The following is an 18,991-nucleotide window of genomic DNA, read 5'->3' as shown; positions in this document are numbered from 1 at the left end:
GTCAGAGGACCTGCCTTTCCGTGGGTTGGTTCCAAGGTTCGTTTGAAGGGATAGGGGCCAGAGCCTGCATCTGTTCCTGAATGGTTTCCAGGATCACATCGCGTAAGGCCTCGGTCTGTTCCCAAAGTACGGAATGCGTGCAACCGGCGAAGACCTGAATGCGACCCCTGGGAAGGCTTCTTTGCAGGCGATCCGCGTTGCCGATGATATCGGAGTCTTCACCATAAATAGCCAGGACCGGTGCGGAAATATTTTGGAGACCGGCCTCGTCCATATAGACCGAGGCATAGAGGTCATCGAGAAGACTGGTTTGATCCACCAACTCATGAGCGTTGCGAGCGAGGCGATTGCTTTTGCGGGTGCTATGCCGCCCGAGCCAGTTTTGAAAGTTAAGCGCAATCTTTTCATAACGCGCTTCACCTTCCAAACGCAAAGAACCCAGCATATCGTCGCGCCAGGCTTGATCATTGACTTGGGCATCCACCAGAATCAATCCTGCGGTCCGTTCCGGACAACGCCGCGCAAAGTTGAGCGCCAGCAGTCCACCGAAGCTATTGCCGACCAGAATCAGCTGATCCTCGGGTGCAACGTGATCCACCAGTTCTTGCAGATCATCCAGATGCTGGGTAATGCTGTAACCTTGCTTGGGCCGATCGCTCATGCCATGGCCACGAAGATCATAGAGCAGCACGCGAGCCTGCTGAGCGGCCGGGTTGGCGACCGTGAAGAACCAGCTGGAAAGATTGTCCATCACGAGACCGTGTAAAAAAACAATGGTCACGCCGGGCTTTGGAAAGAGTGGTCCCAGAACCTGATAGTGAAGTTGCGTCCCGTCCACACTTAGAAAACTCATGAGAAAAATTCTCCTATGGTACGGCCCAGTTCCTGGGGCATTTCCGAGGGTAGATAGTGACCGCCGGGCAACCAGCTCAAACGCGCCTGAGGCAAGAGGCTCTGCATCTGCCGGGGGACATCCACGAGTTTGGATTGCGTGCCATAGATCAGCAGCGCGGGATTGTGATACCGACCGGGTTGTCCCAGGATAGGCTGGCGTTCACCTCTGAGCTGCGCCAGCAGATTGGTTTCATTCAATAGGAAATTCAAGCGCGTCAGCAGTTTGCGTCCCTGTCGACTGCCGGTCCCAAGGCTCTTCTGCAGATCGACCGGCAAGGCGGCCAGCATGCTCTCCGGATCCGCATCGCGGAACTCGTCCATTTCCAAACCGCGAGCCAGAGGCAAGGGGCCTTCGATGCACACGAGGCGTGAGACGCGTTCCGGATAGCGCTGAGCAAACTGCAGAGCAATAATCGCCCCATAGCTGTGGCCGATGAGGGCCACGTCTCGAACACCCTGGGTGTCCAGCAGAATCTCCAGATCATCCACCATGGTTTCTAGATCATAGCCCTGCGGACTCATGCTGCTCATCCCATGACCACGCAGATCATAGAGCAACACTTCATGCCGGGCCGCAAGCTGCGAGGCGACGCTGAAATACCAGCTGGCCATGTTGCCGAGCAGCAGGCCATGAATCATCACAACCGCGGGGCCCTGGCCCATGCGCTGATAATGGAGCTGCGTTCCGTTGATATCAATCAATGGCATTGTTCGATAAACCTGACTACGTCGCCGACGCGAAGGTTGATGATGTCCTGCAATTCCTTGCTGGCAAGCCAGCCCGCGAAGTCGATGTCCTTGCCGTACCGATTTTGGAGCTGTTCAGAAAGAACGACAAATTCAATGCTTTCCAATTCGAGATCGCGATTGAAGGAGGTGTCCAGAGCAATTTCCTGATCGTTCAAATCCACATCCTGGCCGATAATACCCGCGATCATGGTGCGGACATCATTTAAGATTTGCTGTTCATTCTGAATCTGCAGCATCAATGAAAACCTCCAAATTTACTCACAATAAAGGATCCGAGTTTGGTACTGTGCACCCAGGCCTGCTGAATGCGGATCCTGTCCTTTTGCAATTCCTCGATCACGAATTTTTTGGGATCGCCTTGAAGTCCTAGTCCAGTGGACTTGGCAAAGGCTTCCTTGGCACTCCAGAATCGAGTGATCCATTCCGCGCGATCCTGAGCTGGCAGAAGGTCCCACTCGCTGGAGGTGAAGGCCGCCCGAAGAAACGAGTCCTGGCGGGATTCTATGCGTTCAATGTCGATGCCAGGGAAGGGGAGTTCGCTGACCATGGCGACGCCCAGGTTCTCCTTGTGCGAGATGGAAACGTGGAGCAACCATTCGCCCGGCATTTCCGTAATGCACGGTTTGCCGTTCAGATCGTTCTGAATCCAGATCTCGGCCGGATGTATATCATGGGCATAACCACGGGACCAAATAAACTGTCGAATGGCGTCCTTGGCGGCGACCCGTCCGCACATCCAATCCTTTTGCTTGGTGGCGCTCAGGCCCTGATAAATTTTACGTTCCGCTTCCCTGAGGTAACGGCGCGACAGATCATGACAGATGCCATCACTTAACTGCTGCGGCTCGAACCAGGAAAAGCCCTCACGCTGTTCCGCCAGCAGACGACGACCGGGCTTCAGCAGGAACTGCCAGAGTTTGTCATCGCACTCAAATCGCCATTTTTCCCAGCCTTCGAGACGAGCCCAGACCTGATTGTGGGAGCTGACTTCCATATCAAACATAATATCCCGGCTACGGATGCGCCGATTGCGAACGCTGCAATCCATGATTCCAATCTGGGGCTGAGGTCCAAAGAAACTGACTTTTTTAATGCGGATGGGCATGGCGTAACGATCAATAGGCAGAGCCTGCATGATCCACAGTCCTGCGAGTTGGCCCACGTTGTCGAGCAACGCCCCTGGCGTCGAGGTGGCTTTTATCCGGCCGTCGATGCCGTCCGTTCCCACGGCATCAAAAGCCGTGAGGCATTGATACTGAGGACCATGGAACAGCCAGCCATCGTGGTAAACCGTTGCCAGAGGAATGGAACTCGCCCGCGGCTGGGTCAGAGGCGGCAGAGAGCAAGCCGGAGCTGCAGGATAACCCGTCGCCATCACGGCCGTTGCCACAAAGTGTCCGATGATATCGACCTTGAGTCGACGGCGACCATCGTAGCTCAGTTCAATGTCGAGCTCCTTGACCGATTCCACCGCCAACCATTTGGAGGCCGCAATGTCTTCGATCGCAATGACGACGCGGCCCTCGACATGAGCTTCCGCCAGTTTTTTGACCAGTTCGATCGTCGCTGTCATGGGCATCACAGGGAAAAGGTCGCTGGTATTTTTCCAGCCCTTTTTCTGCCTATAAAGGCAGTGGTCCATCAACTCGGGACGTTCCTTGAGACTCAGCTTATGCTTTGTTTTCAAGCGGAACGGGGCGGTCGTTTGCAGGGCCGCCGTGACTTCGCGCATGGCATCGCGCATATCGGCAAAGCACAGTTCCATTTCCTGCACCAGATCGAGGGCAACTGCCGGTGGCGCCGGCGGAACGGAACGGAGTTCCTGGACAGGAGGTTTGTCTGGTTCCTTGTGCATAGCGTTGAAGTCAAAGTCCGCACCTTCAGCAAACAGCCCAGTACAGAAACGCTGCATCTGGGCGAGTGCGGAACGTTGTGATGCGATCGTGCTCAACGCCAAATGGGGCCGACCACGCAGGGTGTCATTGATAAAACCGGGCAGGCTGCCAGCCCCCACCTGGAGGAAAACGCGCACGCCTTCGGCATACAGCGCTTCCGTGAGTTCGCGGAAACGGACGGGTTCGACCAGATGCTGAATCAGCAGTTTTTGCAAGGCGTCCCGTTCCCTTGGATAGGGTCGGCAGGTGGTGGCGGACCATAGAGGAAGCTTCGGCTCACCAAAGTTCAAGCTGCGAAAGCTGTTTTCAATGACTCCGGTATAATTCTGAAAAAGTGATGTATGAAAGCCTGAGCGGAAGTCGAGCTTATGACACATGATTTTTTGCGTCGAGAGTCGGGCCATGGCCGCATCAGCGCTGGCTTCGATGCCGCATATAATGGACTGATGCGGGCAGTTATCGTGCGATATTTCCAGATCCGGCAGATCCTCGATCGCGGCGCGGGCTTTGTCCACACCGCAGCTTAACGCGACAAAGACCACACCGGGGACGGGTAGCATACCAGGCTGAAAGGCGGCGGCCACTTCCTCGACCGACTGATCGCCGGCATAGCCAGAGGCCACCATCGCGGTCCATTCGCCGATGCTGTGCCCCAGCAGCAGATCGGCTTTGATCCCAAGTTTTTTCAAGATGCGGGTATAAAGATCGGAGGTGAAAAAAACCTCACTGCCACGGTTTTCCAGCGAGGCATCCCGCTGCGCCTTGACGTGAGGCATATGAAACCAGTCGGCCACATCCCGGGTATCGATCGGCATCTGCGAATCGATGCCCGGATACATAAAGGCCAGCTTGCCTCCAGACTGAAGAAGGCCATCCGGTACAAACCACATCTCCTGGACGCCGCGACTCGGCTTGCCTTTTTCCACCAGCTTGATGGCGCGTTCGATGCGCTCAGGGGTCGGGTTAATTACCGCCAAGCGCATTTGACCGCGCCCGGCGGTTAAGGTTTGTCCTTCACGGAGGCCTTCCATTAAAGTTTTTGTATCATCGGCTGCGACCAGCTTTACGCCATGCATCGTCATGAGAAGCCAAAGCTTTCTGGCGATCCATTCATGATGACGACCTGCCGGGTATCATGGCGTCCGAAGCGCAATTCATCGAGGAAGCGTTGGGTCCCCACCTGAGGCGGAATCAGACCAATGCCGCGGCGACGATATTCATTTTCAAGATCGGTCGTCACCATGCCCGTGCCTGCCCAGGGTCCCCAGTTGATGGACAGCGTCCGGCCTTTCACCTTGCGACCCAGACTACGGGCGACGTGATCCAGAGCGCAGTTGGCGGCTGCATAATCGGTTTGACCGCGATTACCAAAACATCCGGAAACACTGGAAAACAAGGCTACAAACTTCACGTCACTCTGGAGTTTGGCTTCCAGGACTTCAGCAGGATTGACCTTGGTTTCAAAGACGCGTTTAAAGGCTTCCGGCGTTTTATCGAGAATGAGAGAGTCGCTCAGGACGCCGGCTGCGTGAATGACGCCATCGATTCGACCTTCGGTATAGAGACGATCAATCAGTGTCTCGAGACAGCCCTTATCTCGCACGTCAAAGCAGTGATAACGCAGACCTGATCCGAGGGACTTCAGTTTTTGAACGGTGGCCTGCATCTCGCGATTTTGCATGATGCGCCGACAGGCGGCTTCAATCTCAGCGGGTTTTTTAAAGGTTTTGCTGACCACGAAATGCGCCTTGAGGCCCTGCAGATCCTTGATGCCTGCTGTCTCAGCACTTTCTTCATCGGGCAGTGGGGAGCGGCCCACGATTTCAAATCGACAGCCGTATTGTTCGGCGAGTTTGACCGCGACCTGAGCGGCGATGCCTCGGGCTCCGCCGAGCATAAGAATCACGGAATTTTTATCGAGCGAAAGCATTTCCTGGCCCAGCTCGGTGAGAAGAGGGACGCAGACCAGATGCCGACGCACATCCCCCAGATAACCGACTTCCACCAGAGGATCACCGGCCAGCAGCTCCTGGAAAATTTGCCTTGCAATCAAGGCCGGCTGTTCGCGAGGATCAAAGTCGATCACCTTCACCAGCTTGTCCGCGTATTCCTTGGCCAGACTCTTGAAGAGACCGGACATGCCCTTGCCTTGATGAAACTGTTCGGCCTGGTCCTCGTGACCGAATGCGCCCCCGCGACCGGTGACACCGATAATCGTGTGCACGTTCCGGCGACAGGCCTGTTGCAGAGTTTTGAAAACTTCCGTCGGATTGGAGCCCCATTCATCGAGCAGGGAAAGCAGGACAAGGCCATCGAATGCTTCCGTATCACTCGGTGCTTCCTCACCCACAGACACCAGAGTCACAAGCGCACCCGCTTCGCTTAAAAATCCAGCGAGCGGCTGGGCGATGCCTTTGCTGTCCTGAAGAACGGCTATGCGCCGACCTTCGAGGGATTTCGCCTGCTCGACTTGAATATTTAAAGGCGCCTCTTCCACGCGGATCAAATATTGCCGAACGTTTTGATCGGCCTTAATCTCCGGAGGCGGTGCGGCAACAGGAGCCGCCGTCACGGTCGTGACCACGGCAGCCGGTGCGGCAGGCTTTTGCTGCGATTCCAAAGCCCCAATCATCTGCCGCAGAGTCTTCATGCTGGCCAGTTTTTCGAGTTGATCGCGGCCGTGACCCAGGATATCTCCCAGATCCGCAATGATCTCGAAGCGCTTGATGGAATCGATACTGAGATCCGCTTCCAAATCCTGATCGAGATCGAGCATGTCGCTGGGATAACCTGTTTTCTGACTGACGACTTGCAAGACGGTCTGTTTGATATCACGCACGGTGGGCTCGACTTTGGTTTCCACCACGGGTGCCGCCACCACCTTGAGGACCGGTTGCGCCTCACGAACAGGAGCCGCTTCTACGGCACGCAGGGTCGGCTGCTGGTCCGCACCGAGGTACTGCAGCATCACCTGCTTTTGACTCTCCACGAGTTGCCGCATGGACTGCAGATATTCTTTGACAAGGCTTTCGCGTGTCTCCGTTTTTGCATATTCGTAATTCATATCGGCTCCCTGAGTCATTCGTGAGAGATTCAATTGAAATTCGCCGGGTTTGAGAGCGCCTTTGGGGATCACGCCGACCCGTGGTCGCGCCAGATGCCCATTCACCAGCCACAGCGTGGGGCTGGTTTTTTTCTGCCGCCACAATTCGAAGTCATAAGCTTGCAGATGACGGTCTTCGAACAGAATATCGGTTTGCAGCGGCAGCCCCAGGCTTAAGAGGTCCGCCACCAGCTTCAGGAACTGCTCCAGGCTGTTGCCCTTCTGTCCCATCGATCGCGCCAGATGCGGTCGATCGCCGAGGATACGGCCCACTAAATCCTTCAGCACGGAGCCAGGTCCCACCTCAAGAAAGAGACGGGCGCCATCGGCATGCATCGTTTCAATCTGACCCACAAACTGAACCGGCCGTACAATTTGTTTGGCGTAACCTTCGCGCAGTGTGGCCAAGGCATGCGGCTCAGCTGTGCTGTTCGCATAGATGGGTTTTTGCGGAGCCTTCATGGGAACCTGGGCCAGCGACAGCGCAAACAGAGCTTCGGCTTCAGCCAGGAGAGGCGTGTGGAAGGCGCAGGCCACCGGAATTTTCTTGGCGGCAAGCCCCTGGGCTTTCAGAGAAATCAAAGCCGCATCGATAGGGGCATCGAGCCCGGCAATCACCACCTGCTGGGGTGCGTTATGGTTGGCTATGAAAACATCCAAACCCTGGATGGCTTGCGAGACTGCTGCATAATCCGCGGACACGGCAGCCATGGAACCTTTCTGTCCTGCAGCTGCGGTTTCGATGGCCTGGGCTCGGGCTTGACTCAATTGGATGAGCTGCTCGGCATTGATACTGCCGCTCGCGTAAAGGGCCGTGAGTTCCCCATAGCTGTGACCTGCGAGCATGTCGGCCTTTAACCCCATTCTTTGCAGCAGATCATGGAAAGCCATTTCCACAAGACCAAGGGCCGGTTGCGCACAGGTGGTTTTTTTCAGCTGCTCTTCCGACTGCGGAACGATGCCTTTGGGAAAAATTTTCGGCAGCCACGTCGCGCCGAGTTCAAGATAAGTTCGCAGATGCGGGAAGCTGTTGAAAATCTCCGCTCCCATATTCAGGCTCTGGCTGCCCTGTCCAGAAAACAGGAACGCGATTTTGCCTGAAAAAGCCTCCTTTTTGCGAACGAAGATGCCTTGAGCCGGTATGGATTCCCCAGTGCTCAGAGCCTGTTCGATTTTCTGCAAAAGATCCTGGGTTTTTTGGGCCACGATCGTGTACGTGACATGGTTGCCGCAGATCTGGGCCTGGGTGTAAGCCAGTTTTGAGAAATGCAGCTCGGGATGATTCTGCAGAATTTCCTGGAGCTGACGCATCTGCTCCTGATTCGCAAACATAAAGAGTTCGGCCGTCCGGCCTTGACTGGCTGGTAGCGCCCGATCAGGACCGCTGTAAGAGGTTAATATGGTATGGAAGTTGGTGCCGCCAAAACCGAAGGCACTGACCGCTGCTTTTCTTTCCTTACGAACCCAGGGAATCGCCACCGAACTAAAATAGAAAGGGTTGGCCGAAGGTCGATAATAGGGGTTTGGCTCCTGCACGTGCAGGGTTGGTGGTACGATCCCATGATACAGCGCGAGGCTCGTTTTAATCACACCAGCCAGGCCCGCGGCGCATTTGGTGTGACCGATCTGTGATTTCACCGAGCCCAGCGCGCATTGTCGATTCAAGGCGCCGGCTTCAAAAAATACTGTGCTCAATGTTTCAAGTTCGGTGCGATCGCCGACCACAGTTCCGGTGCCGTGCGCTTCAACCAGTTCAATGTCGGTCGGATTCAATCCCGCACGCTCATAAGCGCGATTCAGGGCCCGCATCTGGCCTTCTTTGCGAGGCGCTGTTAAACCCAGGCTCTTGCCATCACTGGATGAGCCAATGGCCTTCACGACTGAATAGATACGATCCCCATCACGAATGGCATCCGGCAGACGTTTCAAAACAATGACCGCGACGCCCTCAGCAATTACGATGCCGTCGCCGTCGGACGAGAAAGGATGCGATTTACCGGTGGAGGAAAGAGCCTTCACACTCGAAAACATCAGATAATCGTTGATGCTGTTATGCAAATCAGCGCCACCGCAGAGCACCATTTCGCTCTCGCCTTCGGTCAGCTCTTTGATAGCCAGATCGAGTGCCGCCAAGGATGAAGCACAGGCTGCGTCGACGGTATAATTGGATCCGCCCAGATCCAGTCGATTGGCAATACGCCCCGAGATAACGTTGGCCAAAACTCCTGGAAAGGAGTCCTCGGTCAGACTGGGCAGATGCGCATCGAGTTCAGGAGGAATAGGGCCAGCAAACATGGGAAACTGAGCGCGGAAACCATAAGCCGAGGAGAGATCAGTGCCGGCTTCAGCACCGAAGATCACCGAGGTCCGCTCTCGATCAAACGTCCGATTTTGATAACCGGCATCTTCAAGGGCCCGCTTGGCCACCTTTAAACTCAGCAGCTGGGTGGGTTCAATCGCGCCCATGGAGTTGGGTGGAATGCCGAATTCCAAAGGATCGAATTCTGTTTCATCGATGAAACCGCCCCATTTGGATATGGATTTATTGGTGTCCTGACCCTTGGGATCATAGTAGGTCGATGCTTTCCAGCGATCTTCCGGGACCTCCGAGATCAGATCCGCGCCAGACAGAATATTGCGCCAGTAGCTTTCCACATCCTTGGCTCCAGGGAAAATACAGGCCATGCCGATAATGGCAATATCTACCGGCTGACGCTTGGGAGCTTCGTCGACAGAAAGAGCCGCGATTCTACGGGTGGCGCCGTTAGCGATATCTTCATGCAGCTCGTGCATGCTACAGACCTCGTGCCGCAATTGAGCGACCTGACCCAGCATATAAAGACCTTCGTCGCCCTGCCGCACGGGGTCGACCGTCACCAGTCGATCGCCTTGGCGTTCCAGTCCTTTGGAAGCGATCCGCAGGCGACCGACATTCAATTCCTCAAGTTCGGCCCATACCTGTTTTGGATCCTTGCGGCCACGCAGTTCATTTTTATAGGTGTTAAAGGTGTGAACAAACCGGGTATCGGCGCAACGCACGGCGTGACCGGGAGCGGTTTCGAGCAGCGAGGTTTCCTTGCAGCGGACGGCTTCATCCTGAAACTTTTGCAGAATGGCGCCGGAGGCGACGGCTTCATGGGTGAAGAGATACGCGGAACCGATAAGGGCGCCGATCTTTGCACCACGGGCGGCGAGAGGCGCGGTCATGGCCGCCAGCATCGCACCGGAAACAGCATCATGCAAACCACCGGCAAAGAAAACTTCAAGTTCATCGACGCAGTTTGATTGCAGGAGAATTTCGATCTGGGTTTCCCAGAGGACAAAACTATAGCGAGGTCCGACATGCCCGCCGCACTCACGACCTTCAAACACAAAGCGTCGGGCGCCGTCTTTCAAAAACTGCTGCAATAGTCCCGGTGAAGGCACATGCAAAAAGCTGCGGATTCCTTTCTGTTCAAAGAAGTCGGCTTGCGCCGGACGGCCTCCGGCAATCAAGACGGCTGAAGGTCGGAAATCCTTGAGGGCTTCGAGCTGCTCCTGGCGCAATTCTTCGGACACAAAGCCCAGGATGCCCACACCCCAGGGCTGTGATCCCAGTTTTCTTTCCGTCTCTTCCAGGAGTTCGCGGCAAGCTTTTTTACCCATCAGCGACAGAGCCACAAAGGGGAGGGCTCCGTTATCGGCTACCGCTTTAATAAATTCAGAGCGATCGCTGACGCGCGTCATCGGTCCTTGGGCAATGGGATAACGAGTGCCATAGGCCTGGGCCAAGGGACCATCGGACTGCAGGAAAGCCAGTGCCTTGGCCTGCCGCAGATGCCCCCGGATGGAGCGCTTGAGCCCTTGCACCATCGCGGCAGCGTTCATGAAACGATCAGCGAAAACACGAGCCAGACAAAGGTCCTGACCGGCAGGCAGAATCGGCTGCCGCAGGTGAAGGCCGAGACTGGATAAAAATTCGGAACGCTCGATCTCATGTTCCTGCGGCACTTTTAAATCAGGTCGACTGACGACCTGGTGTTGATGAATGATTTTGGTTTCGGTGCCTTCGAAATGCCGAATGATTTTTTTCAGCTCGTCGCTGACCTGGCATTCCTTGAGCAGGGCCAGCTGTGAATCCAGGACAACGGCACTGGCGCCAGCGGCAAATGCAGCCGCGGCTGCGTGCAACCCAATGCCACCTTGAACCCAAAAAGGGAGATCGAGAGTGCGAAGTTCCTGCATCAAAATCAAACTGGACGTGCTACCGACGCGTCCACCGCTTTCGGCGCCTTTGGCGATCAGTCCATCGGGGCTCGCAACTTCGAGCAGGGCCTTGGCTTCCTTGAACGAGCATACCTGCACCCAGATTTTTCTCTGCGGCTGTTGCCACGCGGTCAGCGTCGAGGCGGGATTCTTTTGATGCAGAAGGTCTGTGGCATCCAGGATAAGGGTCGTAACCTGATCACTCAAATCCATGGGGGTAAAAGACTCAAGGCGACTGATGCGCACGCCGTAGGATGGCATTCGGTTTTTGTGCAAAGCAGCCAGAGCGTTTCGTCCGGTCTCGGACGTGCGCCCTAAATCAAGAACAGCGAGCGCGCCTGCTTTACCCAGGGTTTCCACCAATCCAACATCCGGAGTTTCAAAAGGAGACACGCCAACGATAGCAGGAGATATCATAGGGATAGACCACCTTCAGTTCTCGCGTTGCACAGCGCCGCTCCGCATGAGGCTGGAGTATGCATGCACGGTATCGGTTTCAGTCAAAAAATTCAGTTATCTTCTAACAACGGGTTTAAACGCTTCCTGGCAGGAATTCAGTTAACTTTTTCTGAACTCACGGCGACAAGACACTGATGGCGCTGCTTGTGCGGTGTTTGGAAAATATCATATGCAGAGAAGGCCGGATCCTGTCTGTGTTATATGACAGACAGAATCCGTCAAACAGCTGGAATAGATCTATGTAAGGTAGTCAGGACATTCGACGTGAAGGCGGTCAAAGGGAACTCAATCCCACCTTGCGGTTTAATGCGAAGGGCGTCCAAGATATCACAGAGAAAGGCAGGCGAAGCAATACCGAACATTATGTAGCAGCTCATCCAAAGGCGCGAGTCAGGGTGGGCACACGCCTTCCTGCAGACAGCGATCCAGCGCCACGATCGGTTTGGCTTTCCGTCCGTTGCTCCAGGTGCCAGAGGCTCGACGCGCCTGGCTATCGGCAAATGCATAGTCCACCGGATCAGACCGTAGAACATGTGATAAAGCACCCACAGTGAGCTTCCAATAACCCCATGTGTCGACGGCGTTCATGGGTTTGGGCCGAATGCCGCACTTCGCTTGAACGGCATTGTGCTCGGAACGAAGGTCAACATCGCCTTCCTGATCGTTGGGAATCATCACTGCTGCTTTATGCTTATCAGGAATTTGTGAAGTTTTGAGAAAGGCCAGTCGATTCACAGCAAACACATTACAATTTTTATCAGGTGTTTTTTGATCGCTCTGACATTGATCCGGAGCTTTCAATCTGTATTGGTAAGACTCCTCTGCCATAACCAAAAGCAACCAGGTGCTCGCGGGTAAGTGGGTGAGCTTATCATCATCTATAGAGAGGAAGGGGTAGTCGAGGGATGTGATGCCAGCGGCATCCAGCGTGACGATCAGCCTGGGCTGCGGGAGCGGGGCCGACGAGGCGCGAGCATTCTTCTGCGCCAGATGCAGAGCAAGAATCCCTCCAATCGAATGACCGACGAAGGCTACACTCGTACGATCCGGTCGTACATGATCGCCGTTGTCGAGGACCTTCAAGGTTCGATTCAAAGCATCGGTCGCGTGCTGAGCCCAATCCTGGGGACGCAGAGGGTGGCCATAGCTCGGATAGATGACAATAAAACCTTTACTCGCGATATGTCTCAGCATGAGCTCATACGGTTCTGGCTCGGCATCGAAATATCCGTGCAAAAAAAGAACAACGGGAGCCTGCTTCGGTGTCGGAGCGTGTGGTTCATAGACAACAGTATGCAAAGGATCGCCGTTTCCTTCATCCAGAATGAATCGTCGAACCGATGCGTGAGGGGAATTGGCTGATCCTGGACCCTCGCGTGGGGGCTCAGGTGGACAGATACCATTCTCGCAGTGAGCAGGTTTTTGTGCGAATGAGGCCCAATCACAAGGTGCAGTGGCACAGGATGTGGACACGAACGCCCAAACCAAAAGGTGGGTTATCGTGAAGCGAAAAGTCAGCATCGATCAGCCTCCTCGGGTGAAATCATCCAGACGATAACGATAAGTTCGTCCTACGACGGCTGGTTCGAAGACTTCCTTCGGCAGGGTGTGCTGGTGCAGGGCTGCATCCAAAGCCCGCACCGGCTCATCGATGCCTTCATCCGTCAATTGCCAGCTGCCGTAGTGGATCCCGAGGCTGCGTGTGGCCTGTAAATCGAGATGAGCCTGCACAGCTTCTTCAGGATTCATGTGCGCCTGCTTCATAAACCAACGAGGTTCATAAGCACCAATGGGCAGCATCGCCAGCCAGATCCTGCCATGCGCTTGCTGAATCGCTTTAAAATGCGGTCCATATCCTGTGTCGCCACCAAAATAAATTTGCTTGCCGGCCCATTGCAGAAGGTAGGAGCCCCAGAGGCTGCGATTGCGATCGAACAAACCGCGCGCTGACCAATGTTGGCTCGGCGTGAAGATCATGTCCACGCCAGCGCCCAGAGGTTGCTTGTGGCCCCAATCGACTTGCTGAAGACGGTCGATGCCTTCTTTTTCCAACCAGACTTTGTCTCCAAGAGGAACAATGATCGTAGCTTTATGCTCGCGCGAGAGTCGCTGCAGAGTCGGAACGTCCAGGTGATCATAATGATTATGGGAAACCAAAACCGCATGGATCGGTGGCAGCTTTTCGAAGGCCAGCCCGGGTGGTCGCACGCGTTTGGGGCCGGCCCAGCTTACTGGACTGACCCGATCGGACCAGACCGGATCGGTGAGGATATTCAGACCTGGCAATTGAATCAGAAGCGTGGCGTGATTGATGAAGGTGACGAACACCTCACCCTCCTGCACGCTTTCGGGTAAAGCCGGCTGTTCAACATTGGCTACGGCGTCCGGCCAATCCGTGCGATCACCGAAGATGCGCCATCGTAAAACAGCGAGAAAACCTTTATGTTCCTCGACACCGGGTTGAAAGAACCGTTCGCCATCAAAATGGTCCGAAGGAGGACCTTGATAGGAATCAGTTCGACATCCCAGGAGCAAAACAAGGAGCCCGATGCGCGACACGTTCCTCAAGCTTTGGCCCTCACAAGGTGAATCACAGTGAGCTCAGGCTGGGTTCCCAATCGAATGGGCGGACCCCAGCTGCCCGTTCCCGGATTCACATAAACCCACATTTTGCCTTCACGCGACAATCCCACCACATGCGGTGCATGCACAAGTCGGACCGCAATATTCCAAGGATAGAATTGACCCGCATGGGTGTGGCCCGAGAGCATCAGATCAAAACCCAGAGGCGCGGCATGAGGCGCGAGTTTGGGATTGTGAGCCAGGAGGATCCGCAGACCGCCAGGACCCAGGGCGTTCTCCGGCTTGGGCCCTTCACCGCTGGCGGTTCCGGCTGGATCGACGACACCGCCCAGATGCAGCGTGGAGCCCTTATGGTGAATCGTTCGATATTCGTTCAGCAGAACAGTCAGGCCAAGGGAGCGAAAATGGTCCACCCAGGATCGAACGCCGGCGTAGTATTCATGATTGCCCAGAATGAAATAACGGTGCGCTGCAGGCTGCAGGGTGGCCAGAGGTTCCACATAGGATTTTAACCTGGCGACCGAACCATCGACGATATCACCGGTCAACACCACCATATCCGCGCCCAGGGTATTCACTTTATTCACCACGCTTTGCACATAACGGCGCCGAATCATAAAGCTGACATGCAGGTCACTGATCTGGGCGATACGATAACCTTCCAGCGCGGGATCAAGATCCTGGATCGGAACCGTAACCTCCACCACGCGCGGACCGCGCCAGGCAATCAGCATGCCCAAACCAAGCGCCAGAAATGACCCCAACACTACGATCTGCGATCCTGGATCGATCAACCACTGAGCCCAGGTGTTCGGAATGAACGCCACCGTCAGCAGCCAAATGATGTCGCGAAACAAGGTCAGGAACAGCAGGAAATTCAGCCAGCCCATACACATATAAGCCAGGCCCTGGACGAAATCATCGCGTCCGGTGTGAGTGTCTTTGCTGCGACTCCAAAAGAAAACCGGAATAATCCAAATACAAAGAATGGGCAGGACCAGGGCCAGACGCGCGGGAAGACTTTGAAAAAGTCGCAGGGCCAAATATGAATAACCAGCAGCCAGAATGATGGTTAAGATCAGGACAAAAGGATTTAAGATGCGACGCATACCAGGCTCTCCGCAGGAAAGGGAATCCCTTCGCATCGTAGGCGTTTTCCCCGTCCTAGTCGAGCGTCGCGGCTTCGAGGACCACTATTTTTTGCTGGTCGCAGTCGATTTCTGTGAGGCAACCGTAAGGCAAAGTAAGCATCGGCAGGACATGACCAAAATCCATATCCACCACAACCGGCAGATGATCGAGGCGTTCCTCATGCAGGATCACTTGCAGAAGGGTTTCTGGAATCTTTGCCGCTTCATCTGCAGGCACGCTATGATGCATGCGGCCCATGAGCAATCCTTTGCTGCGCGCAAGGACGCCCTGAGCCGCCAGACTGCGGAGATACCAGCGGGTGTACTCGGCATTGGCGAGCTCATGCGAGTATTCTAAAAAAATAATTTTATCATCCCAAAAGTGCGGTTCCAGTGGCCACAGCCCTGTATTGGCGGCAATAGGGCAGATCACTTCAATGCAACCCCCAAACAAGCGGCCCTGATGTCGGCCCTTGCCGTGAATCCAACGCCAGGGTGGGGTAGGGCGCAGTGGAGGGAGTTGCATCAGGTTCGGTTGACTCCATTGCGAAGCACCCGCCACGCAGTCACCGGTATAAGGTTTCAACTCGCCCATGGGTTGCCCGCTCATCACGGCGCGACGGAAGGCGTCTGCCGTAAAAGGATTCAAGCCTCCGAAATCGGCAAACCCATAAAGCACGGCTGGACCGTAAAAGGTATTCAGCCCGAGGCGCTGGAGCAGAAGGTGGGTGACTGTGGTATCACTCATGCCGACAAAAACTTTATGTGAACGGCTCAACCGGCTTTGATCAAAATGTTTCAGCAGCCGAATGCTATCTTCGCCACCAATCACAGAGATCACACCGTCGATGTCAGGCCGCTCCCAAGCTTCATAAAAATCGGACACCCGAAGTTCAGGACGTTCATAAAGTTCCTCGGGTGACAGCATCGTGTGGGTCATCGGCACGAGGTCCAGCTCAAACTTTTCAGCCAGCTGGATGCGGCCCCAGTCGTAGAGTTCCGGAAATGTTGAAGCAATGCCCGAAGACAGACAAACGGCAGCGACTTTGGACCCAGGGCGTAGACGTTTCGGCTTTTTCATGAGTCTATCCCATTGAAATTTCAGACTAAAATAAAACATCTCAGGCGCAATTGCAGTTTAGCGCAAAACCAGACCTGGATCTATATTGCGGCTGTTGGTGCCTAACTGGCATATATCAAGGCCCTCATGGGAGTTCATTCATGACCAATAAGTTCATCAGCCTGTCCGTTGCTGCTTTGCTTCTGGCCTGTGGCGAACACAAGTCCAAGCACTCCCCTGATCCCGTCGCACCCAGTGCCAATCCCACATCACCACAAACACTTCCCAATCTTGGCAACAAGCAATATACAGCCGTACGCGCCCAGTTCAAGGGCAGCTATATCGGGGTTGTCGATGGGCAGCTTTACAATTTTGATAGCCAGCAAAATGCCGGTGAGCCGTTGCAATTTGTTTTTGCCAATGCCGCGGACGCTTCGGATACGCTGATGGCCGTTCTTGAGCGTCGTCCTCAGCGTATTGATGTGATCAATGAAGATTTCGTCCTTTTGCAAAGACCTGACTACCGCTACGGGCAGGTTAAGTTTGCACAGGATTGTTACCTGATCAATATTAAAACCGGCAGCATGTGGAAGTTTGATGAGTTTTTCCCCGAAATCAACACCTTTCAAACAGTCGAAAGCGGCGCTTCCAAAAAGCTGCTGTTTGTCGGTCGTAAAAAAGGGAGTGGGAACGGGTCGTCGTACCCGCTCGAACTCAAAAAAGATTATAACTAAGAGGCGGGCACCGAGTATGGCTATTCGATGTCCCGCCCGGCAGATTCGCGCAAGGTGCTGGTGAGCATCGATTTTTCGGACATTCAGCAGGTGACCTTGCGCCCTATTTCCAGCGGTTTGGATGACATTGCCACATACCTGGCCGACCCGCAGGGCAACGTGATCGCCGAGACGGCGACGAATTCCAACACTCAACCGCGAGTCCTGGCCATCCTGCAAAACGAAAACTCACCCGTGGAAGTGACCCTTCAAAATGCGGTGATCTCGGATTATAGCTACGAAAATCGGGTCGTGGCTGATAGCAAAAGGAATCTGTGGCGCTTTTCCCGCCAATACCTGGGAACTGGTTATACGGTCAAGGCCGAACGCCTGATTTTGGCTCGTGATCTGGAAGGTCGTCCGACTTTGATGCCGCTAGCGACCCTCACGCAAACCGTTCCAGGCTTGAACTTTCGGTTTGACAGCAAAACCTGGAATGCGAACTATCAAGGCAAGGAACTCTTCGCCTTCACAGGACTGCTGGCTGTCACCGATGCCGCCGCCGGCAGTATGCAGCTGCTGCAGGATACGACCCTGCAGACCGGTAACATGCGTCAGACCCTCGCGGCGCTCGATTCTGTGAACGGCAAGGTCCTGTCCTATTTGGAAACCTATTCCAATGGCAATCCGGCTATGGTGGTTTATGATGTGGCGGATGCCGCTGGCAAAGCCTCTGTGGTGGCACCGGACTCCAAGGCCATTTACGGGGCGATGCGAAGCCTTAAAGGCCTGACCGCAGGTGGGTTTGAGTTGGAGACCCTCGATGGGCCCAACTTCAACATTTATACCTACGACGCGGTGAACTCTCAGGGGGCCCTTACCAAAACCATCCGCATGGATACGGACAATCGGGTGCGGATCCTGGTTCCTGTCACATCCATCCCTTGATCCTTGCCGGGCGGAAGTTTTCTTCCGCCCTTTTTCATGGTATCACCTCTGGCTGATTCACAGCCGGGGACCCCTACGATGAAAAAACTGTTTCGAACGACGTTGCTGCTCCTGAATATGCTTTTTTTACCCGTTCTGTCAGCCGGTGAAAAGGATGTCTCTCAAGCCTTGCAAGGCTTGGAAACCATCCACGGGTTTGAAGCCGACGCCGAGATCAAAGATCTTATTCCAGCCTTCCATGCTTTGCCTGCCAGGCCCCATGCATCCCAAATCCAGTTTCTTTTCGAAGAGCAAGGACTCGCGCAGTGGAGTTCGCGACTCTCAGAGTATCTCAGCCTTTCTGAAATTCTGTTCGAAAGTCTCTCGCCACAGGATCAAAATGCGCGGCGATCAGAATATACGCGTTGCCGCCGCATCCTACAGACTTTTCAAAAGGACATCACCCGCTATACGCTTGCCGTTCATCCGGGGTTTTCTGTCCTGGGCGTGGCTCCTTTGCAGGCGCATTGGAACGGGGCAGGGGTGAAGATTGTGGTTTTTGATGTGTTCGAAAAAGCCGCCTTGGTTGAACAGAAGCAGCGTTATCCGCAAGCCCTTATAGGAAATCCTATCGTGTTCGGTCGCCCTGTGGAACTGTCCCATGGCAATACAGTGATCGATATTATTCTGCAGCTCGCCCCGGCGGCTGAAATTATTCCGGTTGCAGCTGATGCCAAATCCTATGCCGCTGCCATGCAGTATCTCGCGACGCAAACGGATGTGGACATCATCAACATGAGTCGGGCATTTCCTGAAGATCCCGTGACCGATACCGTGGAAGCCCCTTTCATGGAAGCCCTGCGGCGTTGGACACAGGATGGCCTGCTCGTCAAAGCCCTTGGCAATACCGGCACCGACCTTCACGGGCAGCTGACCCGCCGTCGCGTGGAAAAAGGCCTTGGGCCGGTGAATACGCTCACGAGCTATGATTTGAAATTGATCCGCGATCTTTATCAGGAGGAGGTTGTGGGTTTGGAACTTTTCGCATTGAACCTGGGGCTCTTTGCGGATGATATCGCGCTCACGGCCACGATTCCTGGAGCGGTTGTGCCGGTCCAACAAAGGACTCTGGCCGTGCCCGCCGAAGGGATTTACAGTCCGACGACCGACACCTTTGAGTCGGGAAGTTCGTTTGCAGCGCCGCAGATTTCGGCCTGGCTCGCTCTGCTCTT

At 54.8% G+C, this 18,991-nt stretch carries 12 protein-coding genes; 3 read left to right on the top strand and 9 right to left on the bottom strand.

Features of this window, described 5'->3' with window-relative positions; all coding sequences use genetic code 11:
• Position 1: 1 nt before the first annotated feature.
• From VE954_RS36170 to VE954_RS36130, 9 genes are all read right to left on the bottom strand, one after another.
• Positions 2 to 853, bottom strand: coding sequence for an alpha/beta hydrolase (locus tag VE954_RS36170; protein WP_324962296.1), 852 nt, complete (start codon positions 851 to 853; stop codon positions 2 to 4).
• The gene (locus VE954_RS36165) at positions 850 to 1,602 is read right to left on the bottom strand and encodes an alpha/beta hydrolase (protein WP_324962294.1); all 753 of its coding nucleotides are present in this window, start codon (positions 1,600 to 1,602) and stop codon (positions 850 to 852) included. Before VE954_RS36165 ends, VE954_RS36170 begins: the two co-directional genes overlap by 4 nt.
• A complete protein-coding gene (locus tag VE954_RS36160) occupies positions 1,593 to 1,880 on the bottom strand; it encodes an acyl carrier protein (protein ID WP_324962293.1) in 288 nt (95 codons plus the stop codon). The genes VE954_RS36165 and VE954_RS36160 overlap by 10 nt, the downstream gene beginning before the upstream one ends.
• The gene (locus tag VE954_RS36155; protein WP_324962291.1) at positions 1,880 to 4,621 is read right to left on the bottom strand and encodes a 4'-phosphopantetheinyl transferase superfamily protein; all 2,742 of its coding nucleotides are present in this window, start codon (positions 4,619 to 4,621) and stop codon (positions 1,880 to 1,882) included. Before VE954_RS36155 ends, VE954_RS36160 begins: the two co-directional genes overlap by 1 nt.
• Positions 4,618 to 11,304, bottom strand: coding sequence for an SDR family NAD(P)-dependent oxidoreductase (locus VE954_RS36150; protein WP_324962289.1), 6,687 nt, complete (start codon positions 11,302 to 11,304; stop codon positions 4,618 to 4,620). Before VE954_RS36150 ends, VE954_RS36155 begins: the two co-directional genes overlap by 4 nt.
• 432 nt (positions 11,305 to 11,736) lie before the next feature.
• The gene (locus VE954_RS36145) at positions 11,737 to 12,867 is read right to left on the bottom strand and encodes an alpha/beta fold hydrolase (RefSeq protein WP_324962287.1); all 1,131 of its coding nucleotides are present in this window, start codon (positions 12,865 to 12,867) and stop codon (positions 11,737 to 11,739) included.
• Between the two features lie 3 nt (positions 12,868 to 12,870).
• Positions 12,871 to 13,905, bottom strand: a complete 1,035-nt coding sequence (locus VE954_RS36140) for an MBL fold metallo-hydrolase (protein WP_324962324.1) — start codon at positions 13,903 to 13,905, stop codon at positions 12,871 to 12,873.
• Between the two features lie 5 nt (positions 13,906 to 13,910).
• Complete coding sequence (locus VE954_RS36135) at positions 13,911 to 15,038, bottom strand: metallophosphoesterase (RefSeq protein ID WP_324962284.1); 1,128 nt, start codon at positions 15,036 to 15,038, stop codon at positions 13,911 to 13,913.
• A gap of 55 nt (positions 15,039 to 15,093) precedes the next feature.
• On the bottom strand, positions 15,094 to 16,140 hold the full coding sequence (locus VE954_RS36130; RefSeq protein ID WP_324962282.1) for a S66 peptidase family protein: 1,047 nt from the start codon (positions 16,138 to 16,140) through the stop codon (positions 15,094 to 15,096).
• Positions 16,141 to 16,280: 140 nt separating this feature from the next.
• On the opposite strand from VE954_RS36130, the gene VE954_RS36125 reads away from it, so the two are divergent.
• The 3 genes from VE954_RS36125 to VE954_RS36115 form a co-directional block, all read left to right on the top strand.
• Positions 16,281 to 16,853: a hypothetical protein gene (locus VE954_RS36125; protein WP_324962280.1), complete on the top strand. Its 573-nt coding sequence runs from the start codon at positions 16,281 to 16,283 to the stop codon at positions 16,851 to 16,853.
• Between the two features lie 27 nt (positions 16,854 to 16,880).
• Positions 16,881 to 17,780, top strand: coding sequence for a hypothetical protein (locus VE954_RS36120; protein ID WP_324962277.1), 900 nt, complete (start codon positions 16,881 to 16,883; stop codon positions 17,778 to 17,780).
• A 78-nt stretch (positions 17,781 to 17,858) separates the two neighbouring features.
• On the top strand, positions 17,859 to 18,991 hold a 1,133-nt coding region (locus VE954_RS36115; protein WP_324962275.1), incomplete at its 3' end, for a S8/S53 family peptidase.

This window comes from Oligoflexus sp., from assembly GCF_035638955.1.
GTDB lineage: Bacteria > Bdellovibrionota_B > Oligoflexia > Oligoflexales > Oligoflexaceae > Oligoflexus.
Note: the sequence above shows the minus strand (reverse complement) of the source record. Positions and strands in the feature narration are given on the sequence as shown.